This window comes from Aurantimonas sp., from assembly GCF_964217435.1.
Taxonomy (GTDB): Bacteria; Pseudomonadota; Alphaproteobacteria; order Rhizobiales; family Rhizobiaceae; genus Aurantimonas; species Aurantimonas coralicida.
In genome coordinates this window covers 61081-83657 of record NZ_CAXPJM010000040.1, presented here as the reverse complement: position 1 = coordinate 83657, position 22577 = coordinate 61081, and the positions used below count along the sequence as shown (strand labels likewise).

At 65.3% G+C, this 22577-nt stretch carries 22 protein-coding genes; 10 read left to right on the top strand and 12 right to left on the bottom strand.

Features of this window, described 5'->3' with window-relative positions; all coding sequences use genetic code 11:
* Positions 1–101: 101 nt before the first annotated feature.
* The 9 genes from ACEQX1_RS16040 (at position 102) to ACEQX1_RS16000 (ending at position 9757) form a co-directional block, all read left to right on the top strand.
* Positions 102–2294 (top strand): primosomal protein N', encoded by a 2193-nt coding sequence (locus tag ACEQX1_RS16040; RefSeq protein ID WP_370192738.1) that lies wholly within the window; start codon positions 102–104, stop codon positions 2292–2294.
* 71 nt (positions 2295–2365) lie between these two features.
* Positions 2366–2917, top strand: a complete 552-nt coding sequence (locus ACEQX1_RS16035) for a hypothetical protein (protein ID WP_372521655.1) — start codon at positions 2366–2368, stop codon at positions 2915–2917.
* 124 nt (positions 2918–3041) lie between these two features.
* Entirely contained in the window at positions 3042–4022 is a 981-nt protein-coding gene (locus ACEQX1_RS16030) for a DUF808 domain-containing protein (protein ID WP_370192740.1), read from the top strand.
* A 114-nt stretch (positions 4023–4136) separates the two neighbouring features.
* Positions 4137–4532 carry a DUF4345 family protein gene (locus ACEQX1_RS16025; protein ID WP_370192741.1) on the top strand — a complete coding sequence of 132 codons (396 nt, stop codon included), beginning with the start codon at positions 4137–4139 and terminating at the stop codon, positions 4530–4532.
* Positions 4533–4745: 213 nt separating this feature from the next.
* On the top strand, positions 4746–5306 hold the full coding sequence (locus ACEQX1_RS16020) for a F0F1 ATP synthase subunit delta (protein ID WP_187390284.1): 561 nt from the start codon (positions 4746–4748) through the stop codon (positions 5304–5306).
* Positions 5306–6835: a F0F1 ATP synthase subunit alpha gene (gene atpA, locus ACEQX1_RS16015; RefSeq protein ID WP_370197049.1), complete on the top strand. Its 1530-nt coding sequence runs from the start codon at positions 5306–5308 to the stop codon at positions 6833–6835. Before ACEQX1_RS16020 ends, atpA begins: the two co-directional genes overlap by 1 nt.
* 67 nt (positions 6836–6902) lie before the next feature.
* Complete coding sequence (locus ACEQX1_RS16010; RefSeq protein WP_370192742.1) at positions 6903–7772, top strand: F0F1 ATP synthase subunit gamma; 870 nt, start codon at positions 6903–6905, stop codon at positions 7770–7772.
* A gap of 21 nt (positions 7773–7793) precedes the next feature.
* The gene (atpD, locus tag ACEQX1_RS16005) at positions 7794–9248 is read left to right on the top strand and encodes a F0F1 ATP synthase subunit beta (RefSeq protein WP_370197047.1); all 1455 of its coding nucleotides are present in this window, start codon (positions 7794–7796) and stop codon (positions 9246–9248) included.
* A gap of 104 nt (positions 9249–9352) precedes the next feature.
* Positions 9353–9757, top strand: a complete 405-nt coding sequence (locus ACEQX1_RS16000; protein ID WP_277023118.1) for a F0F1 ATP synthase subunit epsilon — start codon at positions 9353–9355, stop codon at positions 9755–9757.
* A gap of 100 nt (positions 9758–9857) precedes the next feature.
* Here the strand turns inward: ACEQX1_RS16000 and ACEQX1_RS15995 are convergent, their stop codons facing one another.
* The 6 genes from ACEQX1_RS15995 to rsfS form a co-directional block, all read right to left on the bottom strand.
* Positions 9858–10370 (bottom strand): RNA pyrophosphohydrolase, encoded by a 513-nt coding sequence (locus ACEQX1_RS15995; RefSeq protein WP_370192744.1) that lies wholly within the window; start codon positions 10368–10370, stop codon positions 9858–9860.
* Between the two features lie 143 nt (positions 10371–10513).
* Positions 10514–11659 carry a divergent polysaccharide deacetylase family protein gene (locus tag ACEQX1_RS15990; RefSeq protein WP_370192745.1) on the bottom strand — a complete coding sequence of 382 codons (1146 nt, stop codon included), beginning with the start codon at positions 11657–11659 and terminating at the stop codon, positions 10514–10516.
* A 146-nt stretch (positions 11660–11805) separates the two neighbouring features.
* Positions 11806–13146 (bottom strand): S41 family peptidase, encoded by a 1341-nt coding sequence (locus tag ACEQX1_RS15985; RefSeq protein WP_024348976.1) that lies wholly within the window; start codon positions 13144–13146, stop codon positions 11806–11808.
* The gene (locus ACEQX1_RS15980; RefSeq protein WP_370197045.1) at positions 13136–14896 is read right to left on the bottom strand and encodes a murein hydrolase activator EnvC; all 1761 of its coding nucleotides are present in this window, start codon (positions 14894–14896) and stop codon (positions 13136–13138) included. Before ACEQX1_RS15980 ends, ACEQX1_RS15985 begins: the two co-directional genes overlap by 11 nt.
* 205 nt (positions 14897–15101) lie before the next feature.
* Positions 15102–15584: a 23S rRNA (pseudouridine(1915)-N(3))-methyltransferase RlmH gene (gene rlmH / locus ACEQX1_RS15975; RefSeq protein WP_370193431.1), complete on the bottom strand. Its 483-nt coding sequence runs from the start codon at positions 15582–15584 to the stop codon at positions 15102–15104.
* Between the two features lie 113 nt (positions 15585–15697).
* Complete coding sequence (gene rsfS, locus ACEQX1_RS15970) at positions 15698–16123, bottom strand: ribosome silencing factor (RefSeq protein WP_009208606.1); 426 nt, start codon at positions 16121–16123, stop codon at positions 15698–15700.
* 563 nt (positions 16124–16686) lie between these two features.
* Here rsfS and ACEQX1_RS15965 point away from each other — a divergent pair.
* A complete protein-coding gene (locus ACEQX1_RS15965; protein ID WP_372521649.1) occupies positions 16687–18342 on the top strand; it encodes a peptide chain release factor 3 in 1656 nt (551 codons plus the stop codon).
* 47 nt (positions 18343–18389) lie between these two features.
* Here the strand turns inward: ACEQX1_RS15965 and ACEQX1_RS15960 are convergent, their stop codons facing one another.
* From ACEQX1_RS15960 to ACEQX1_RS15935, 6 genes are all read right to left on the bottom strand, one after another.
* Positions 18390–19178 carry an SDR family NAD(P)-dependent oxidoreductase gene (locus ACEQX1_RS15960; protein WP_370194028.1) on the bottom strand — a complete coding sequence of 263 codons (789 nt, stop codon included), beginning with the start codon at positions 19176–19178 and terminating at the stop codon, positions 18390–18392.
* 66 nt (positions 19179–19244) lie between these two features.
* A complete protein-coding gene (locus ACEQX1_RS15955) occupies positions 19245–19613 on the bottom strand; it encodes a DUF423 domain-containing protein (protein ID WP_370194029.1) in 369 nt (122 codons plus the stop codon).
* A gap of 26 nt (positions 19614–19639) precedes the next feature.
* On the bottom strand, positions 19640–20041 hold the full coding sequence (mnhG, locus tag ACEQX1_RS15950) for a monovalent cation/H(+) antiporter subunit G (RefSeq protein WP_277023091.1): 402 nt from the start codon (positions 20039–20041) through the stop codon (positions 19640–19642).
* Positions 20038–20409 carry a cation:proton antiporter gene (locus ACEQX1_RS15945; protein WP_370194032.1) on the bottom strand — a complete coding sequence of 124 codons (372 nt, stop codon included), beginning with the start codon at positions 20407–20409 and terminating at the stop codon, positions 20038–20040. The genes mnhG and ACEQX1_RS15945 overlap by 4 nt, the downstream gene beginning before the upstream one ends.
* On the bottom strand, positions 20406–20879 hold the full coding sequence (locus tag ACEQX1_RS15940) for a Na+/H+ antiporter subunit E (RefSeq protein WP_370194034.1): 474 nt from the start codon (positions 20877–20879) through the stop codon (positions 20406–20408). The genes ACEQX1_RS15945 and ACEQX1_RS15940 overlap by 4 nt, the downstream gene beginning before the upstream one ends.
* Complete coding sequence (locus tag ACEQX1_RS15935; protein ID WP_370194035.1) at positions 20876–22576, bottom strand: proton-conducting transporter membrane subunit; 1701 nt, start codon at positions 22574–22576, stop codon at positions 20876–20878. Before ACEQX1_RS15935 ends, ACEQX1_RS15940 begins: the two co-directional genes overlap by 4 nt.
* Between the last annotated feature and the right edge of the window lies 1 nt (position 22577).

Here is a 22577-nt window from a genome sequence, read left to right as displayed (position 1 = left end):
CTTTCGAGGGGCCTCCCACCTGCATAGACTGGCCCGTGGCCGCAGCGATTCGAAACCTCGCAGCCCCGCCCACCCAAGTTCCTACGACCGGACGCAGTCATTTGAATCAGACCGGCCAGCTCTTTGCGACGACCACCGTGCCGGTTCTTGTCCCGCTGCCCGGCAATCGTCCGTACTCCTATGCGGTGCCGGACGGCATGTCCGTCCAGCCCGGGTCGATCGTCCAGGTCCCTCTCGGCCCGAGGCAGGTCGCGGGCGTCGTCTGGGACGGGGTGACCGACGATGTCGATCCGCGCAAGCTGCGGTCGATCACCAAGGTGTTCGACTGCCCTCCCCTCGACAACACAATGCGCCGGTTCATCGACTGGGTCGCGGATTATACCCTGTCGCCGCCCGGCCTAGTAGCCCGCATGGCCCTGCGCGCACCTGCGGCCTTCGATCCCGAGCCATGGATCGACGGCATCGCTCTGACCGACACGCCACCAAGCCGCCTGACCGAGGCGCGCGAGCGGGTGCTGGCGACGGCCGCCGAAGCCCCGACCTGGGCACGGCTTGGCCTGGCTCATGCCGCGGGGGTCACCGCGTCGGTGGTGGACGGACTGATCAAGCAGGGCGTGTTCGAACGCGTCCGCCTGCCGCCGCCGCCCGCCGTCGCAGAACCCGACACGACCTATGGCCGTGCGAACCTGAACGAGGACCAGAGAGCGGCCGCCGATGCGCTGGCGGCCACGGTCGCCGTCGATGGCTTCACCGCGACGCTGCTGGAGGGCGTTACCGGTTCGGGCAAGACCGAGGTCTATTTCGAGGCTGTCGCCGCGGCCTTGGAAAAGGGCCGCCAGGTGCTGATCCTGCTTCCGGAGATCGCCCTGACCCAGAGCTTCATCGACCGGTTCCATGCCCGCTTCGGGGCTCCGCCGGCGGAGTGGCATTCCGACGTCCCGCCGCGCCAGCGTGAGAAGGTCTGGCGCCAGATCGCCGAGGGCCGGGTCCGCATCGTCGCCGGCGCACGCTCGGCATTGTTCCTGCCATTCAACGATCTCGGCCTCATCATCGTCGATGAGGAGCACGACCCGGCCTACAAGCAGGAAGACCGGACCTTCTACCACGCCCGCGACATGGCGGTGGTTCGCGCCTCGATCGGCGCCTTTCCGATCATTCTCGCCTCCGCGACACCGTCGGTGGAGACGCGCGTCAACGCGGCGTCCGGCCGCTACGGTCATGTTCGCCTCACCGGGCGCTTCGCCGAGGCCGCGATGCCGGACCTTTCGCTGATCGACATGCGCAGCGCACCACCGGCCAGGGGCCGCTTCGTCTCCCCGGTGCTCGCCACCGCGATCGCGGAAACCGTCGCCAAGGGCGAGCAGGCGCTGCTGTTCCTGAATCGCCGCGGTTATGCGCCGCTGACGCTGTGCCGGGTCTGCGGCCATCGGTTCCAGTGCCCCGACTGTTCGACCTGGCTCGTCGACCATCGCCTGCGCGGTCAATTGCAGTGCCACCATTGCGGTTTCGCAGTGCCCCGGCCCGAGGCCTGTCCGGAATGCGGCACTCTCGACCATCTGGTTGCCTGCGGACCGGGGGTGGAGCGCATCGCCGAGGAGATGCTCACCGATTTCCCGGACGCCCGGACGATCCTCCTGTCCTCGGACCTGCCCGGCGGTGCCCGGCGCCTTCGCCGCGAACTCGACGCCATCGCCGATGGCGAGGCCGACATCGTCATCGGCACGCAGCTCGTCGCCAAGGGTCACCATTTCCCGATGATGACGCTCGTGGGCGCGATCGACGCCGATCTGGGCCTCGCCAATGGCGACCCGCGCGCCGCCGAGCGCACCTTCCAGCTTCTCCACCAGGTAACGGGCCGGGCCGGGCGCAGCGGCGGGCGCGCCAGCCGCGGCATGATCCAGACCTGGCAGCCCGAACACCCGGTGATGCAGGCAATCGCTTCGGGCGACGCGAAGCGGTTCTACGAGCGTGAGGTCAACGAGCGTGAACGCACAAGCCTTCCCCCCTTCGGACGGCTCGCCAGCATCATCGTGTCGGCGAACAGTCGCAGGGAAGCGGAAGAATACGGCCGGGAACTGCGCCGCGCCGCGCCTCAGGATGCCGCGATCGAGGTTCTGGGACCGGCGGAAGCGCCCTTGGCCGTGTTGCGCGGCCGTCACCGGTTCCGGCTCCTCGTCCACGCGCCGCGCAAGGCGCATATCCAGGGGTTCCTGCGGGCGCTGATCGCTGCCGCTCCCCGGCCGCGGGGATCGGTACAGATGCAGGTCGACGTGGACCCGCAAAGCTTTCTATAGGACAAGTGGAAGGACGAGCGGGCATGAGGGAGAGAGCGATGCGCATGCGGGATGGTGGCACGAAGAGGATCATGGCGGCAGCGATGGCATGCGCGATCGGTCTGTCGGCTTACGTGCCCGCACTGGCGCAGGACGCATCTTCCGAAAACGCCGTTCGCCTCGAGACATCGCCCTTTGCTCCGCCGAAGCCCGGACAGACGCCGTCGCTGAATGCCATCGAGACGCCGCGCGTCTTGGCCCTCGGACTGATGCACTGGTTTCCGCTGACTAGCCGCTGCACCTTCACCGACCCGAACCGTCATGGGGAAGACACGCTGGAGGGTGCGCCGGCGCCTTTCGTGTTCCTCACCATGGTGGATGGCAGCCAGGCCGGTCTCGAACGCGGCTATGTCATGGCCAACGGTCTCGTGCGTGAACTCGAAAAGGGCCGGACCGCAGCGACCAAGGACGGAGCGGTGGTCACCGTCTGGCGCTCGGCCGGCGAACCGCGGATCAACGTCAACCTCGTCATCAGCGTCGTCCGCGACCGGGCCAACGAGACCCCCGAATTCGAGGGAAGCATGACCGTGTACTGGGGTGACAAGAAGGAACAGGTTGAGATCGTCGGCGAGTGCCGGAGCTAACGGGCGCCGCCGACCTGAACGCCACCACTGGAACTTTCCATGGAGCGCGCCAGCTTTGCGGCTTCGCGCCACGGCCGATCGGCTTCACGCGCTTGGATATTGATTCGGCTATGAGGCGGATGACGTGAGTATTGGACTGATTGCGCTGCTCGATGACCTTGCGGGTCTGGCCAAGGTGGCTGCAGCCTCGCTGGATGACGTGGCGGGTCAGGCGGCTAAGGCCGGCACCAAGGCCGCCGGCGTCGTCATCGACGACGCGGCGGTTACGCCGCGCTACGTCACCGGTTTCGCTGCAGAGCGCGAACTGCCGATCGTCGGCAAGATCGCCGTCGGTTCGCTGAAGAACAAGCTGATCTTCCTGCTGCCGATCGCCCTGGCACTCAGCTACTTCGCCCCTTGGGCGATCACCCCGCTGCTCATGCTTGGCGGCCTCTATCTGTCCTATGAGGGGGCGGAGAAGGTCTATGAGGCCCTGTTCCCGCACAAGGCCCACGCTCACGAGGAAGAGATCGGCAAGGCCGTGAACGCGAAGACGCTGGAGGACCGCAAGGTCGCCAGTGCCATCAAGACCGACTTCATTCTCTCCGCCGAAATCATGGCGATCACCCTGTCCGGCCTCGAGGTCGGCGGCTTCTGGACTCAAGTTGCCGTTCTGGCACTCGTCGGCATCGGGATCACCGCCGTCGTCTATGGCAGCGTCGCGATCATCGTGAAGGCCGACGACGTCGGCGTCGCGCTGGCAGGCAACCAGTCGGAATCGATCTTCGGCAGCCTGCTGCGCGGCATCGGCCGTGGCCTCGTGGTCGGCATGCCGTTCTTCCTCAAGGCCCTGACGGTCGTCGGAACCGCCGCAATGATCTGGGTCGGCGGTGGCATCATCGTGCATGGGCTCGAAGGCTATGGCGCACCGTGGATCGGCCACACGATCGAACATCTGGCGGAAGTCGCCGCCCACGCGGTTCCGGTCCTTACCGGTGCCGTCCACTGGATCGTCTCCGCCACCGGTGCAGGCATCGTCGGACTGGTGACCGGCGGGGCCTTGATTCCCGTGATCGGCTATGTCGTCGCACCGACGTGGAAACGGCTGAACGGCCTCTTCGCCTGAGACCGCAACTGGCCTCATCCGGGGGTCTCGGCACCGGCTCCTTGCTGCCCTTTCACCTTGGCGGGTGCGTCTCTATAAGCCCGCGGACCAGCCGATCCCGCCAATGGAGCCCCGATGGACTTCGCCCTGCCGCAGACCAACGCCGACATGCTGCCCTTCGGGGCCGCCTGCATCACCATCCTCATGGGCCTGGTCGCACTCTTTGCGCCACGAATCACGCTGCGATTTCTGCGGCTAGAGACACGTCAGCCCCATCCGGAAGCACTGGCAGAATCACGCGCCACGATCGCCGGCTTCTGGCTGGGCGTCGGGATCGTCACGGTGGCCTTCTACAATCAGCCCTTTGTTCAGATGGCGCTGGGCGCCGGCTGGCTGTTCACCGGCTTCGGCCGCTTTGTATCGATCCTGTCCGACCGCGGCGCCACCCTGTTCAACTGGGTGTTCCTGCTCGTCGCGCTGGCACTGGCCGGGGCAGCGCTGGCGCCGGTTTTCGGCTTCATCCCCAACTGACGCCGGAATGCGCGAATTTGCGGCCCAAACCGCACCGAAGCCAAGTTGTCGCCGGGAAAACCCTATGCTAGAGGGTCCCCTGTCTTCGGAAGGACGGCGTGACTTGCTCGCGCGTCTTCCGGTATTCAATTAACGGTTTCAAGATTTTGGGGCGATCTCGCTTCGGGGCGCAACGAACAGCTTGAACGGAACGCGAAAGAGAAACGGTCGTCCGTGGCACAATCATCCTCTCCCGTTTCGGGGGTCGCAGACCGCTACGCCCAGTCCCTCTTCGAACTCGCACGTGACAACGGCGCGGTCGAAACCGTCGAGTCCGAGCTCGTCGCTTTTCAGGGACTGATCGACGAAAGCGCCGACTTCCGGCGGCTGGTTGAGAGCCCGGCCTTCACGTCGGGCGAGCAGCTCAGGGCGATCGATGCCGTCATGGCATCGGTCCAGCCGAGCGAGCTCACCGGCAATTTCCTGCGCGTCGTGGCGGCCAACCGTCGCCTGTTCGCTTTTCCGGGCATGGTCCGCGGCTTCCGCAAGATGGCGGCCGAGCACCGCGGCGAGATCGCCGCGGAGGTGACCAGTGCCCACCCCCTCACCGACGAGCAGCGCAGTCAGCTCGCCGAGGCTGTCGGCTCCTACGCCGGCAAGACCGTGACCATGCGCGAAAGCGTCGACCCGGCAATCCTCGGCGGACTCATCGTCCGGATCGGGTCGCGCCAGGTCGACACCTCGCTTCGCACCAAACTCAATTCGCTTAAGCTTGCACTGAAAGAGGTCGGCTGATGGACATCCGCGCCGCGGAAATTTCCGCAATCCTCAAGGACCAGATCAAGAACTTCGGTTCCGAGGCGGAAGTCTCGGAAGTCGGACAGGTTCTGTCGGTCGGTGATGGTATCGCCCGCGTCTATGGGCTCGACAACTGCCAGGCTGGCGAGATGGTCGAGTTCCCGGGTGGCATTCAGGGCATGGCCCTGAACCTTGAAGCCGACAATGTCGGCGTCGTCATCTTCGGCTCGGACCGGGCCATCAAGGAAGGCGACACCGTCAAGCGCACCGGCAACATCGTGGAAGTGCCGGTCGGCAAGGGCCTTCTGGGCCGCGTGGTCGATGGTCTCGGCAACCCGATCGACGGCAAGGGCCCGATCGAGTCCACCGAGCGCCGCCGCGTCGACGTCAAGGCGCCGGGCATCATCCCGCGCAAATCCGTGCACGAGCCGATGTCGACGGGCCTCAAGTCCATCGACGCTCTGATCCCGATCGGTCGCGGCCAGCGCGAGCTCGTCATCGGTGACCGTCAGACCGGCAAGACCGCCATCATTCTGGACACCTTCCTGAACCAGAAGCCGGCGCATGACGAAGACCGCGAAGCCGACAAGCTCTACTGCATCTACGTCGCCGTCGGCCAGAAGCGCTCGACCGTCGCGCAGTTCGTCCGCACGCTCGAAGAGCGCGGTGCGATGGAGTATTCGGTGGTCATCGCCGCCACCGCATCCGACCCGGCACCGATGCAGTACATCGCGCCGTTCACCGGCTGCGCCATCGGCGAGTTCTTCCGCGACAATGCGATGCACGCCGTGATCGCCTATGACGATCTGTCCAAGCAGGCCGTTTCCTATCGCCAGATGTCCCTGCTGCTGCGCCGCCCGCCGGGCCGCGAAGCCTATCCGGGCGACGTCTTCTACCTGCATTCGCGCCTGCTGGAGCGTGCAGCCAAGCTCAATGACGAGCTGGGCGCCGGTTCCCTCACCGCGCTGCCGGTCATCGAGACCCAGGCTGGCGACGTGTCGGCCTACATTCCGACTAACGTGATCTCGATCACGGACGGCCAGATCTTCCTAGAGACCACGCTGTTCTTCCAGGGCGTTCGCCCAGCGGTGAACGTCGGCCTTTCGGTGTCGCGCGTTGGTTCGTCGGCGCAGATCAAGGCGATGAAGCAGGTTGCCGGTTCGATCAAGGGCGAGCTCGCACAGTACCGCGAGATGGCAGCCTTTGCGCAGTTCGGCTCCGATCTCGATGCCGCAATCCAGCGTCTTCTGAACCGTGGTGCGCGACTGACGGAACTGCTCAAGCAGCCGCAGTTCTCGCCGCTGAAGACCGAAGAGCAGGTCGCGGTGATCTTCGCCGGCACCCAGGGCTACCTCGACAAGCTCCGGGTCGACCAGGTCGGCGAGTTCGAAGAGGGTCTGCTCAATTCGCTGCGCAGCGAGCACAAGGCCGTTCTCGACCAGATCGCCACCGAAAAGGCGCTCTCGGACGACCTCCGCGCCAAGCTGAAGTCGGCGATCGACAGCTTCGCCAAGAACTTCGCCTGAGCCAGAAAACCTGCCTGAGCTTCGCCCATTGGGGCGAAGCCAAGCCAGCGGGAGATAGCGCCAAGCCATGGCATCCCTGAAGGATCTGCGGAACCGCATCGCGTCGGTGAAGTCCACGCAGAAGATCACCAAGGCCATGCAGATGGTCGCGGCGGCCAAGCTGCGCCGGGCGGAAGAGGCAGCGCAGGCCGCGCGGCCCTATGCCGACCGCATGGCAGCGGTCCTCGCCAACATTTCCGGCGCCATGGAGGGCGATGGTCCTCCGTTGATGGTCGGGAACGGCAAGGACGACGTCCATCTGCTCGTCGTCTGCACGGCCGATCGTGGCCTGTGCGGCGGTTTCAACTCGTCCATCGTCAAGCTGGCCCGCTCGCATCAGCGCGAGCTGGAGGCGGCGGGCAAGACCGTGAAGTTCATGGTCGTCGGCAAGAAGGGCTGGGACCAGATGCGCCGCGATCTGGCCTCCAAGGTCATCGAGCGCACCGACCTTCGCGAAGCCAAGCGTGTCGGCTTCGAGCATGCCGAGGAGATCGGCCAGACAATCATCGATCTCTACGAAAACGGCGAGTTCGACGTCTGCTCGGTGTTCTACTCCGCGTTCCAGAACGTCGTGACGCAGATCCCGACGCGTCAGCGCCTGATTCCCGCATCGGTCGATACCGGCGCCGAAGAGAACGCCTCCACGATCTACGAGTACGAGCCTGAGCCGGGCGAGATCCTCGAGGACCTCATCCCGCGCAACATCAAGATTCAGGTCCTGCATGCATTGCTGGAGAACGCGGCATCCGAACAGGGTGCGCGGATGTCGGCAATGGACAACGCCACGCGCAACGCCGGGGACATGATCGACCGTCTGTCGGTCTCCTACAACCGGCAGCGTCAGGCGCAGATCACGACGGAACTGGTCGAAATCATTTCGGGCGCCGAGGCGCTCTAGGTATCTGAGAGGAGGCCACCGATGGCTGACAACACAAACACAACCGGCTCGACGGGCCGCGTCGCCCAGGTCATCGGCGCCGTCGTCGACGTGGAGTTCGACGAAGGCCTGCCGGCGATTTTGAATGCTCTCGAGTGCGACAACCATGGCAACCGCCTGGTGCTCGAGGTCGCGCAGCATCTCGGCGAGAACACCGTTCGCACGATCGCCATGGATCTGACCGAGGGTCTGGTTCGTGGTCAGCCGGTCACGGATACTGGTGGCCCGATCGAGGTGCCCGTCGGTGACGGTACGCTCGGCCGCATCATGAACGTCATCGGCGAGCCGATCGACGAAGTCGGCCCGATCAAGTACGAATCTAAGCGCGGCATTCACCAGGAAGCCCCGGCCTATATCGAACAGTCGCCGGAGAGCCAGATCCTGGTCACCGGCATCAAGGTCATCGACCTTCTGGCTCCCTATGCCCGCGGCGGCAAGATCGGCCTGTTCGGCGGCGCCGGCGTCGGCAAGACCGTTCTGATCCAGGAACTGATCAACAACGTCGCCAAGGCGCACGGTGGTTCTTCCGTCTTCGCCGGCGTCGGCGAGCGCACCCGCGAAGGTAACGATCTCTACCACGAGATGATCGAATCCGGCGTGAACAAGGACCCGCACGAGAACAACGGTTCGGCTGAAGGCTCGAAGGCTGCGCTGGTCTACGGTCAGATGAACGAGCCTCCCGGTGCCCGCGCCCGCGTCGCGCTGACCGGGCTCACCATCGCCGAGCATTTCCGCGACCAGGGTCAGGACGTTCTGTTCTTCGTCGACAACATCTTCCGCTTCACCCAGGCTGGTTCCGAGGTGTCGGCGCTGCTCGGTCGTATTCCGTCGGCCGTGGGCTATCAGCCGACCCTGGCGACCGACATGGGCCAGATGCAGGAACGCATCACGACCACCAACAAGGGTTCGATCACCTCGGTGCAGGCCATTTACGTGCCGGCCGACGATCTGACCGATCCGGCTCCGGCAACGTCCTTCGCCCACCTGGATGCGACGACGGTTCTCAACCGCGCCATCTCGGAAAAGGGCATCTACCCGGCCGTGGATCCGCTGGACTCCAACTCGCGCATGCTGTCGCCGATGATCATCGGTGAGGAGCATTACGACGTGGCCCGCCGCGTCCAGGAAATCCTGCAGAAGTACAAGTCGCTGCAGGACATCATCGCCATTCTGGGCATGGACGAGCTGTCCGAAGAGGACAAGCTGACGGTGGCCCGCGCGCGCAAGATCGAGCGTTTCCTGTCGCAGCCCTTCTTCGTCGCGGAAGTCTTCACCGGCGCGCCGGGCCAGCTGGTTCCGCTGGAAGACACGATCAAGTCGTTCAAGGGCCTCGTGGCCGGCGAATACGATCATCTGCCGGAAGCCGCCTTCTACATGGTCGGCTCCATCGAGATGGCCGTCGAGAAGGCTCAGCGCCTGGCTGCGGAAGCCGCGTAAGCCTGAACGACCGACCTGAAGGAAAGCGGGCAGCGTCCGCTTTCCCCAATCCATGAAGTGCTCTGTCGCCATTGTCGGTGCGGAGCCAGACAGGCAAGCGACAGATGGCTGACAGCTTCCAGTTCGAACTCGTCTCTCCCGAGCAGCTGCTCCTGTCGGAAGCAGTGACGGCAGTCAACGTGCCCGGCGCCGAAGGCTATTTCACGGTCATGGCGCATCATGCGCCCGTCATGACGACGTTGAAGCCGGGTGTCGTCGTAGCGACCCTCGAAGGCGGCGCGGAACAGCGGATCTTCGTTCTCGGCGGCTTCGCTGACGTCAACGAGAATGGCTTCACCCTGCTGGCCGAGCGAGCGACCCCCGTCGACCAGCTCGACAGCGCAGAGCTCGACAGCCAGATCCGCGACGCGGAAGAGGATGTCGCCGACGCCGCCACCCCGGAGGCGAAGGCCAAGGCGCAGCATTCCCTCGCGCAGCTTCGCGAAGCCCGGACCGCCGCCGGCGTCTGACGGCGAGAACAGATCGATCGAAAAAGGCCGGCTCTCAGCCGGCCTTTTTTTATGGCGTGTCGGCGCCGCTCATTCCATAGGCGCCGGTCCCATATGCGATTCAGGCGGTGAAATCGCGGAACGCATCGAAGACCCGGCCGTAAACGTCGCGCTTGAAGGGGACGATCAGGTCGAGGACCTCGCTTGCCGGCTTCCAAGCCCAGTCGTCGAACTCGGCGGCATGCCCATCTGGCGGAGGATTGATGGAGATCTCGCTTTCGTCGCCCTCGAAGCGGAATGCGAACCAGCGTTGGGTCTGGCCGCGATAGCGCCCCTTGAACGCGACGCCGACGAGCTCGGGCGGCAGATCGTAGTCGATCCAGTCCGGGGCCTCATGGAGCAGCGAGACCGATCGTATGCCGGTTTCCTCGAAGAGTTCGCGTTTCGCCGCTGGCAGGGGCTCCTCGTCCTTGTCGATGCCCCCCTGGGGCATCTGCCACAGTTGCGACGCGCCGGACATCTCGCCCTGGTCCTCGATCAACCGCCGGCCAACCCAGACGAGCCCTTCCTTGTTCAGCACCATGATCCCGACGCAGGGTCGGTAGGGCAGGTTCTCGAATTCGATAGGCTTCATCGTTCACCAGTGTTCGTTTGGCGGGAGCCATCGCTCCCATCCCCTGCGATTATCGGGCAGGGTGCCATGCGAACAAGGGGAGTGCCGCCGATCCGCGCGACGACCCCGTGAGTGCCGCTTACCGCACGCCGTCGATTGGCGCGTCAGCGACGCTCGGGATCGTTGGCAAGGGCCGACAGGGGCACGATCTCGATGCCGCGTCCGCGCGCCTCTCCGATCCACTTCGCGATGGTGGCGACACTGACGTCGAAGGCCGACGCCACGCCGATCGCGGTCCCTTCGGCGCGGGCGATCCGCTCCAGCGTGTCAAGCTGACTGCGGATATCCGCCGGATCCTGCGATCGGTCAATCGACAGGTCCGACACCGCCGCGGGCACGCTCTGCAGTTGCGCGGTATCGGCGGCCACCGAACGCAGGGATGAGGCGTCATCGAAGAACATCAGGCCACGCCGGCCGAGTTCGGCGATCAACGGCTCCATGGCGGCGGGCTCGGCGACAAAGCGCCCCCCCATGTAGTTCATGATGCCGACATAGTTGGTGATGGTCGCGAGAGAGGCGTGGAGCGCGCTCAGGTCGCCGGCAGCGGCATCGTCCACGGTGAGCGTGTCCTCACCCGGATCGACCTGCGGATAGCCGACAGGCTCCAGTGGCACCTGCAGAACCAGCTCATGGCCGCTGCGACGCGCCTCCTGCATCCACCGGTCGAGACTGTTGCCGGATGGCGAGAAGCCGAATGTCACTCCGGGCGGCAGCGACCCGATGGCGTTCATCGTCCCCGTCTGGCTGATGCCAAGGCCACCCACGACGATGGCAATGCGCGTGCCGGGCTTCCCGCTCCACGCGCCGGCGTAGACATCGTAGGGGCGCCGCCCGTCCGGCGCGCGTGCGGGCAGCAGCCCGTAGGCACTGTCTTCGATGAGCGCATCGTCGGGCATGTGGGCGGTACTGGGGTTCTGGCGAAGCGACTGCGGATCCTCGACGCGAAAGCCGACCCCGCCACGCGGTGGCGGTGCGGTATCGGATCCGGAAATCACTACAGGGAGCTGTTCGCGCACGACAGGCGCCGGGCTCGCGGCAACGACGGTCGGGGCGGGTTCAGAGGACGCAGCGACGGCAAACCGGTCCACCATCCGCGGTTCGGGTTGGCCGAACAGGGCGATGGCGGCGGAGCCGGCAATGATCGTCGTCGCCGCGCAGGCGAACCCAATGGTCGCGGCCGACAGCCGGCGCTGCCGGATCACGCCGTCGTCGAGGTCGAGACCGAGAGGCTGATAGAGGGGACCGCGCATGGATCTCGTTTAGCGAGCCAAGCTGGAACGGGGCTCGCGGGACGTAGCAGGGACTGCACACCATCAGGCGATAGATAGCAGAAAGCCCGGCCGTCCAGGGACGACCGGGCCTGCATTTCGTCGGATCGCTGGAGGCAGCGACCGGATCAGTTGGCCGCGTTGGCTTCCTGCTTGGGCGGGAACATCGCGTTCGACTTCACACCGTTCAGAAGATCGAGGGCGTACTGCAGCTGCAGATCGTCCTCTTCCTCCGGCGGCACGTAGTCGAGCGAGCCGGAGCCCTCGTCGGTCTCCTCGTTGCCGGTGATGTGACCACGCAGGGAAGATTCGCCCCGCGTCAGGTCGTCCTCGGCATCGAGACCCATCTGCTCACGGATTTCCGGCGGCAGCGGCTGCTCGACGGTGATGTCCGGATCGATGCCGCGCCCCTGGATCGAGCGGCCGGACGGCGTGTAGTAGAGCGCCGTCGTCAGCCGCAGCGCACCATTGGCGCCAAGCGGGATGATGGTCTGCACGGAGCCCTTGCCGAAGGAACGCGAGCCGACGATCGTTGCGCGGCGCTGGTCCTGCAGGGCACCTGCGACGATCTCCGAGGCCGACGCCGAACCGCCATTGACCAGGACGACGAGCGGCTTGCCGTCGATCTCGTCACCCGAGCGCGCGTTGTAGCGCCGGGTCTCATCGGCGTTGCGACCGCGGGTCGACACGATCTCGCCCTTGCCGAGGAACGCGTCGGACACCGAGACGGCTTCGTCCAGAAGGCCACCCGGATTGCGACGCATGTCGAGGATGTAACCCTTTACCTTGTCGGCGCCGATCTTCTCCTCGATGTCGGCGATGGATTCTTCCAGACCGACCGTCGTCTGCTCGTTGAACTTCATCAGCTTGATGTAGCCGATGTCGCCCTTCACCGAGTGGCGCACCGACGGCACCTTGATCTCGTCGCGCGTGACGGTCAGACGCACCGGCTTGTTGGCGCCTTCCCGGATAATGACCAGGTCGACGCTAGTGCCGATGTCGCCCTTCATCCGGTCGACCGCTTCGCCGAGCGTCAGTCCGCGAACCTGCTCGCCGTCGATCTCGGCGATAAGGTCGCCGGCCAGGATGCCGGCCTTGTCGGCAGGCGTACCATCGAAGGGAGAAACGACCTTGACCAGTTCGTCTTCCATGGTGACCTCGATACCCAGGCCACCGAACTGGCCGCGGGTCTCGGTCCGCATGTCGGCGGCCTGCTCGGCGTTCATGTAGCTCGAATGCGGATCGAGCGACGTCAGCATGCCGTTGATCGCCGTCTCAACTAGCTTCTGGTCGTCCGGTTCGTCGACATACTGGGCGCGAACCCGTTCGAACACGTCGCCGAAGATCGCGAGCTGCCGATAGGTGTCGGAACCTGCAGCATTCGCGGCACCGGCGTTCTGACCGACCACGGTCATTGCCGTTGCCCCCATCAGCGCCCCGGCAAAGAGTATCGAGAGCTTACGAATCATTCCTCGTCCTTCCAGAGGGTTGGTCGATCCACCAAGGTGACGGATCCACCGGCTTTCCGTCCTTTCGGAACTCGACGTAGAGCGCGGGCTCCGAGACGCCGAATTCGGCAACTGCAATACTCGCCAGGCGCTTGGCCCCCATCGTCGCGACAGGTTCCCCGGCCGATACGAACGAGCCCGGTTCTACATCGATCCGGGCCATTCCGGCCAAGACCACATGATAGCCGTCGCCCGCATCAAGGATCAATAGTTGCCCGTAGGAACGGAAGGGTCCGGCGTAGAGCACATTCGCGTCTGCGGGGGCGGTGACGACGTCCTGCGCGCGGGCAGCAAATGATGCTCCGGTGGTTTCGCGGCCGATGTCGTCCTTCTCCCCGAATCCGATGAGCTGCTTGCCAGCTACCGGCCTCGACAATCGTTTTTTCATTGTCGAAAATGCGGCGGATGGCGCAAGTCGCGGTGCCTGACGGCGAAGTGAAGCGATATCGTAGCGTCCAGCGGACGATGGCCGGGCGACCTTGTCCGCAGACGTATCGAGCGCTGCGACCTCGACCGCCTCTTCAGCATCCGGGTTCGAAGCGTCTGCGGCCGCTGTCTCCGCATCAGCATCGGAGGATGCCTCAGCGGATGCGAGGGCAGGACCGTCCTGCGGCGCTTCGTCGCCAGGAAGCGGCACATCCGCCCGCGCAGTGGCCGAAGCCTCGGTATCCCCGTCAGTCCCTATGCGTGCAGTCCGCCGCGTCTCGATGGCGTCCTGCTCACGTTGCAGGCGTTCGGCCTCCAGCCGGGTCGCCTGGCTGCGGGCCTCGGCCTCGGCTGCGACACGTGCCAGCTCGCGCGCTTTTTCCTCCGCAGCGCGACGTTCCGCTTCCGCCGCTTCGGTCGCCCTCGCCTGTTCGACATCGGCCTGCAGCGAGGCGATGAGATCCTTGAGATCGGTTGCTTTCGCCGCCAGATCGGCGGCACGCGCTGCTTCGGCTGCGCGACGATCGCGATTGGCCGCCTCCAGCCGCTGCTTCTCAGCAATCAGCCGTTCCAGCCGCTGCTCTTCCTTCCGATGGCGCGTGAGCTGTTCGGCGAAGCGCTGCTTCTCGGCCGATATCTCGGCCCGGACGGATGCCAGCCGCTCCAGATCAGCGACCAGGGCGGTGGTCTGCTCGTGGATGGCCGGGACCACCGCGCCCAGCAGAATGGCACTGCGGACCGAGCCGAGTGCGTCGTTCGGTTTCACCAGCAGCGCGGGGGGCGGCTTGCGTCCCATTCTCTCAAGCGCCGCCAGAACCTGTGCCAGAAGACCGCGGCGCTCGCGCAGCGACGCCTTGATCGTCCCCTCCTCGGTCGCCAGCCTGTCGACGCGCTCTTCCGTCGCCGCGATCTCCCGGCTGATACCTTTCTGGGCCTCCGCGGCCGAGATCATGGCGGCGCGAACACGCCCCTGATCCTCCGACAACGCGGCGATCTCCGCATCCAGCGACCTGATGGTCTCTTCCGACAGTTCGATGCTTTGCGACAGGGCGACGAGATCCGCGGCGGTCCGGCGTCGTTGGCGTTCCAGAACGTCGGAACTCGCCGGCTCGACCGAGCCGACCGCCATCGGATCGAGGCCCGAGTGATCCGGCGAGGCTGCACCATCTTCCGACAGAGCCAAGGATGGCAGCGGATGCAGCGCAGTCATGGCGCACAGCAGGGCAGCAGTGATGCGCCACCGCCGGTGTCTGCGTCCGTCGCCGCCTGTCCGCCCGTTGATCAAGACCGCCCTTTCCCGTGCAAATCGCAGGGATGTCATAGCTGATTTGGAGGATAGAATCAGGCCGTTAACAAGCAATCAACCATCGTCGGACGACAGGCTGCGAACGCCACCGTGCGGGCATATCCACAATCTTGGCTCGCACCTCCCGGCAGCTCCGGTTGAAGCCCCCCGGACCGCATCTCTAGTGCCTCTCCTGCCCCGAAGATCAGTTCCGGTGGTAGGGATGGCCCGCCAGGATGGTCGCCGCGCGGTAAAGCTGCTCGGCTATGAGAATCCGCGCGATCTGATGGGGATAGGTCAGGCGGCCGAGCGACAGCGTCAGATCGGCCGATGATCGGAGTGTTTCGTCATGGCCGTCGGGACCGCCGATGAGGACCGCAGCATCGCGCCGTCCGGCATCGCGAAAATCGGCCAATGCTGCTGCGAACTCTTCCGACGAGAGCGTTCGCCCCCTTTCGTCGAGGACGATCCGCACACTCGTCTCCGCCAGGGGCGCGGTCAGCCGCGCCGCCTCGTCGCGCTTGCGTTCGGATGTTGTGGACAGACGCGATTCGGGAAATTCGGAAAGGCCGGCATAATCCAGCCCCAGCGCTCCGCCCGTTTTCTTGAGCCGATCGAGATAGCGATCCGCGAGCTCACGCTCGGGACCGGCCTTCATCCGCCCGATGGCCGCAATGGTCAGCCGCATCGCCCGAGCTCCTTCTCGGCCGAAGCCTGCTCATCGTTATGTTCCGGCCACAGCCAGCCTCGCCGCCGCGGTCCAGAAACTGCGGCGTCCCCTTTCGGGGGACGCGCAGGGCTCTAGTGTACCGTCGAATCTCCGGCGTCGCCGACCGTCCACATCTTCTCGATGTTGTAGAAGCTGCGGACTTCGGGACGGAAGATATGGACGATGATGTCGCCCGTATCGATCAGTACCCAGTCGCCATTCTGCAGGCCTTCCACCTTCATTTCGGACCCGAAGCCTTGCTGCTTGAGATCCCGAAGGAGGTTGCCGGCGACGGCGCTGACATGACGGTTCGACCGACCGGAAACGATCACCATGTGATCGGCCAGTGCGGACTTGCCCTGCATGTCGATGGAGACGATGTCTTCGCCCTTCGAATCTTCCAGACTCGAGGTGACGAGTTCGATTGCGGACCGGCCAACCGTAGCATCGGTGGCGGGCGCGTCAGAAGGAGAGGTCTCGAAGACGTCCTTCGTTTCAGCCGCAGGTCTCAGTGTCAATTTCCCTTTCCACGGGCGCGGACCAGAGTCCCGATTGGCCCTGATCAGGTCTCATGTAGGCAGCCATCCGTGTCCGTTTCAAGACATCTGGCGCAATCAGCACAACTCCCGTTGCGGCAACAGCACAACGCGACAGGGGTGTCAGGTCGTTCTCTGTCCCGGGTAGCAACGCGCCCGGTCATTCCGTTGTGTTGTGCGGAGCGACTAGGCGCACCCTAACGCACCACTTACACCATAGCCGGCACACCTCAGAACGAGCGACAGCGGAGCTGGGATACGCCTGCGCCCCGGTTGGCAGTGCCCGGACCATCGCCGACCTCGCAATCTTTCCATGACGACCCGTCCTGCCCTGAGACAATGGCATCCGGCACGAAGCCGATTGGATTTCCGCCCAAGACACCTACACGCCAGTGCGGCGGGCGTGCAATTTGCACCGAAAGCGACTATCTGGCGGCATGCAGTTGCAGGAGCGCGTTAACAGCGACGTTCCGCGGGCAGAACCGAACGGCGATCCGGCGTCCCGACGCGACTGACCGCCAACCGGCGTCCGGCCCCGCCGCCGCATGGCGCGGCAACACCATTTCGATCTGGAGAAGTTTCTCGTGAGCGCGACCGCCGATACCCTGCCGACCCGTGCCAATGCTTCGGCCACGCGATCCGATCATACGACCCGGCGCACCTTCGCCATCATCTCGCATCCGGACGCCGGCAAGACGACGCTGACCGAGAAGCTGCTTCTGGCCGGCGGCGCCATCGAGATGGCCGGTGCCGTCCGCTCCAAAGGCAACGGCCGGCGCGCCAAGTCCGACTGGATGGACATTGAGAAGAACCGCGGCATCTCGGTCACCTCGTCGGTGATGACCTTCGAGAAGCATGGCATCACCTTCAACCTGCTCGACACCCCCGGCCACAGTGACTTTTCCGAGGACACCTACCGGACACTGACGGCTGTCGACAGCGCGATCATGGTGATCGACGCGGCCAAAGGCATCGAGGCGCAGACGCGCAAGCTGTTCGAGATCTGCCGCCTGCGCGACATCCCGATCGTCACCTTCATCAACAAGATCGACCGCGAAGGCCTCGATCCGTTCGAACTGCTCGATGAGATCGAGGAGCAGCTCGCCCTCACCGTCGCGCCGGTGGTCTGGCCGGTCGGCCAGGGCGGATTGTTCAAGGGCTGCTACGATCTCGCCGCCAACGACTTCCTCGTCGCCGGCAGCGACAAGACGGTGCATTTCGAGGGCGGCCTGGACGATCCCGGTCTCGCCAAGGTGATGCACCCGGACACCTATGCCGGCTTCCGCGATGCGGCGGAGCTCGCGGCCGAGGGCTATGCCGATTTCGACCCTGTCGCCTATCGCCAGGGGCATCTCACACCGGTCGTCTTCGGCAGCGCGCTGCAGAACTTTGCCGTCGACCGCCTGATGGACCTGATCGCCGCGCATGCCCCGGCACCGCGCCCGCAACCTTCCGACAAGGGACCCATCGCCCCGGAGGGCGACAAGGTCTCAGGCTTCGTCTTCAAGGTGCAGGCGAACATGGACCCCAAGCACCGCGACCGCGTCGCCTTCGTGCGGTTCTGCTCGGGCCATTTCAAGCGCGGCATGAAGCTCGACCATGTCCGCTCGGCCAAGCAGCTGGCCGTGTCCAACCCGATCTACTTCTTCGCCCAGGAACGCGCGCTGACGGAGGAGGCCTTCGCCGGCGACGTCATCGGCATTCCGAACCACGGAACGCTGCGGGTGGGCGACACGCTGACCGAAGGCGAGAACTTCCGGTTCACGGGGCTTCCCGCCTTCGCGCCGGAAGTGCTCCGCCGCGTCCGGCTCGAAGATTCGATGAAGCTGAAACAGCTTCGCCGGGGCCTCGAGGATCTGGCCGAGGAAGGTCTCGTGCAGGTCTTCCGCTCGTCGATCGGCTCCGACTGGATCGTCGGCGTCGTCGGCCCCCTGCAGCTCGACGTGCTCGCCTCCCGCATCGCGGGGGAATACAAGGCGGATGTCAGCTTCGAGCCGGTGCCGTTCAACGTGGCGCGCTGGATCCGCTGCGAGAACGAGGCGACACTGCAGGCCTTCGTCAAGGACAACGTCATTCATGTGGCGCGCGATCGCGACGAGCGGCCGGTCTATCTGTGCCGGGACGAATGGGACCTGCGTTACATCCAGGACCGCAACAAGGACATCGTCTTCGATTCCACCCGCGAGATCGTCGGACAGTAGCTGACCACAGGCTCGCAATTGCCGCGAGAGGTGCGCCTCGGCATGCCTCAGCCCATGAACTGGCCGCCATTCACCTCGATCACCTGTCCGGTCACATATCCGGACAGGACGGGACTGGCGAGAAACAGATAGGCCGGCGCGCAGTCCTCGGCAGTGCCGAGCCGTTTCAGCGGGATCGATGCCGCCGTCGCGTCGAGCTTCTCCCGGGTCGAATAACGGCGGTGGAAGTCGGTCATGATGGTGCCCGGCGACACCGCGTTGACGCGAATGTGGTCGGGCGCGAGTTCGCGGGCGAGCGCACGCGTCCAGGTCGAGATGAACGCCTTCGACGCCGAATAGAGCGAGGAACCTGCACTGCCGCCGATCGTCGCCGAGATCGATGACGTGTTGACGATGGACGCCCCTTTGGCCGCCTTCAGCGCGGGCAGCAGTGCGGTCGTGAGCGTGACGACCGAGCGGACGTTCAGATCGACGACCTGATCGTACTGGGCCTGCGTGACCTCACCGGCAGCGACCCGGCCGCCCATCGTGCCCGCGTTGTTGACGAGAACGTCGATGCGCTCACCGGTCTCCGCGACGATGGCGCGCGCGAGCGTGTCGCCACCGTCCGGCTGCGCCAAGTCCCCCGTGAGCACTGTCAGCAGCGCGCGATGCGCGTCGGGCAGGCCCGCGAGAAGGTCATTCTCCGCATGCTCCACGGTGCGGCCGACATGGGCGACCACTGCCGCGCCAGCCGCAAGAAAAGCCCGTGCGACTGCCGAGCCGATCCCGCGCCCGGCACCGGTGACGACGACCGTTTGGTCGGCAAAAAGCGCTCTATCGAACCCGTTTGTCATGATCCTCTCCCATGAAATGGCCTGCGGCAGATGAAACGGCGCTGCAACCTGCGCCCGGTTCGTCGGCTACGATGTGGGGCGGCGTATCGCGAGCCCGATTCCGGCGGCGCCGACCGAGAGCCAACCGGCGATCAGCAGGGTTCCGCCGAGGGGCGCAGCATTGGCGAACAGTCGCTCGCCCCAGGCAATTCGGGCCGCCAGATCACCGGAAAACAGAAGCGTTCCGAAAATGATCAGGAGGCCGGACAGGGGAGCGAGCCGCGGCATTCTGGAAACGAACGCGGCAAGGCCGAGAAGCGATGGCGCGTGGACCAGGGCGATCGCCGCGGCGGTCGCTGCCAGCTGTGCGTTGCCACCGCCATGCGCTGCCACCGCAGCCCCGGCGACGCCTGCTGCTCCGAAGAGGCCGGCGAAGCCGACGAAGAGTGCGATCATGGCGGACGCCTCTGTAAACCGACCTATCAGGCCTGCCCGTCGTTCCGGTCAGCAGGAACGGTCGGATGAGGCGTCTGGGACGCCTCCGTCGTCGGTTGAATCGGCGGCATTTCGTCGAGGACCGACTGGGGCCAGAGCTGATAGCCGACCGCATAGGACGCCTTGGCGAGGAGATGCGCCGACAGCGGCGCAGTCAACAGAAAGAACGCGACCGCAGCGAGCGCCCGAAGCGCGACCGGCGTCGAATCCGCCGTCAGGGCCAGCGCAATCAGCAGCATGCCCGATCCGACCGATCCGGCCTTCGAGGCCGAATGCATGCGGGTGTAGAGGTCCGGCAGCCGCAGGATGCCCAGCGCCGCGATGGCGGCAAAGGCGGCACCGGCCAGCATCAAGAGCGCGGAGACGATAAGGACGAGATCGGCGATCATTTCTTCCCTTCCTCGAGCGGCTCGACGTGACGGGCTTGCGGATCGCGGAGCGGCAATGCCTCGAAGCGTTCTTCCTCGGTCTTTCCGCGTGCCTGGATGAACCGGGCGAAGGCTACCGTTGCCAGGAAGCCGACGAGGCCGAGCGCGATCGCGATATCCACATAGAGCGTGAAGCCCGTGTCGATGCCGATGACGGCGATGAAGCCGATGGCGACACTGGTCAGCATGTCGAGGCCGAGCACCCGGTCCGGCAGCGTCGGCCCGACCATGATGCGGATGACGGTGAAGAGGAAAGCGAGGCCCAAAAGCACCAGCGCGACATCTACGGAGATCGCGAAGAGGCCCACAGCGAAATCATGAAGGCTCATCGGAACGCCTCCAGGATCTTGGCCTCGAACCCGGTGGCGATATCCGCGCGCGCCGCTTCGGGATCAGAACAGTCGATGGCGTGGACATACAGGGTCGAACGATCCTCGGACACGTCGACCGACAGCGTGCCCGGCGTCAGGGTGATGAGGTTGGCCAGCAGGGTGATCTCGAAATCGCTCTCCACCTTCAGCGGATAGGCGAAGATCCCGGGTTTCAGATCCATGCGCGGCTGCAGCACCAGGACCGCCACACGCCAGGCCGACTTGATGAGTTCGACCAGGAACAGCAGGAACAGCGCGAAGATCCGGCGGGCGCGGCCGATATAGCCGACCGTGCCGACCTGTTCGCGGATGAGGTAGAGCGCGGCCGCACCGAGCGCGAAGCCGAACAGAAGGTTGATCAGCGTGAACGACCCGGAGACGATGACCCAGATCAGCGCCAGAACAAGGTTGAAGAGCGAAAGCCTCACGACGCGCCTCCGAACACCGATTGCAGATAGGCTGCCGGATCAAGGACGCCTGCCGCCGCCGCGCTGGTCAGGTGCGCCAGCCATTCGGGCCATACACCGGCGGCAACCACGAACGCGGCCAGCGCCAGCAGCGGAATGAGCGACAACGGCTTGTCGGGTCCCAGCGCCTGGAATTGCTCCCTCTCGATCTGCCCGGCCTCGGCATCGCTGCCTGCTGCGCTCATCGCCGGGAGCGGACGCCAGAACGCGAGGGCGAAGACACGAGCACTGGCGATGGTCAGGAGGAAGCCCGACACCAGAATGGTTGCCGCCAGCCAAGGCAGATCGGCGAGGATTGTCGCGCGAACCAGCGCAACCTTGGGCCAGAAACCCGAGAAGGGCGGCAGGCCCGACACGCCAAACAGGAATACTAGCATGAGAGCCGCCAGCAGCGGATAGCGGCGCCATAGCCCACCCATCTCGGCCAGTGACGAGGAGCCGTTCAGACGCGCCGCGACGCCTGCCGCCAGATACAGCGCCGTCATCACCACGATGGAATGCAGCGCGTAGTAGATCGCCCCGGCAAGCCCCGTCTGGGCCGCGGGCGCTGCAGCGGCGGTTGCGGCCATGGCAGCGCCACCGTCGGCCTGCGCGACCATCACGGACGCGACCTGGGGCACGGCGAGACCGGCAAGGATAGTGCCGATGCCCGCGATCACCATGTAGTTCAGGAGCCGGCGGAGATCGGTCTGTGCCAGCGCGCCGAGCGCACCTAGAAGCATCGTCAGACCGGCGATCCAGGCGATCAGCGGCACCAGCACCTGATGCTCGGGCGGAAACAGCATCATAAGGACGCGCATGATGCCGTAGACGCCGACCTTGGTCAGCAGGCCCGCGAACAGCGCCGACACGACGAAGCGCGGCGTATGATAGGAGGCCGGCAGCCAGGCGTTCAGCGGGAAGGCAGCCGCCTTCAGCGCGAAGGCGACAAGATACATGACGGCGATGATGGTGACGGCGCTGTCACCCTCCATTGTCGCGGCCTTCGCCGCGATGTCGGCCATGTTGAGCGTGCCGAACACGCCGTAGAGATAGGCGGTGGTGATCAGGAACAGCGTCGTGCCGACGAGGTTCAGGAAGCAGTACTTGGTCGCGCCGTCGAGCTGCTCGTGCTCTGAGCCCAGGATCAGGAGCCCGAAGGATCCGATCAGCAGCACCTCGAGCCAGACATAGAGGTTGAAGATGTCGCCGGTCAGGAAGGCGCCGGAGACGCCGCCGATCATCAGGAACAGGAACGGGTAGAAACCGTAGCGCCGCTCGGTCGGAGAGATGGAGGCAACGGCATAGATGCCGCAGGCCAGCGCCACGAAACCGGTCACGGCGACGAACAACGCCCCCATCAGATCGACCGTGAAGGCGATGCCGAAGGGCGGCTTCCAGCCGCCCATCATCATGGTCTGCGTTCCCTCGGTCGCGACCTTGGCGAGAAGCGCGAGATCCACGGCGAACAGCAATGCGAGGCCGGGGATAGCAACCCAGGGCTGGCGCCCCGTGCGCTTGCGCATCATCAGGAGCCCTGCCCCGAAAATGAAGCAGATCACCACCGGCAGCACGATGAGATAGTCCGACGCGGCAACGGGGCCGGTCGTCATCGCCTCGGCCTTCAGTGCCGCCAGTTCGCCGTATCCGCCCGTATCCGCGGTGCCTGTCGTCGCCATG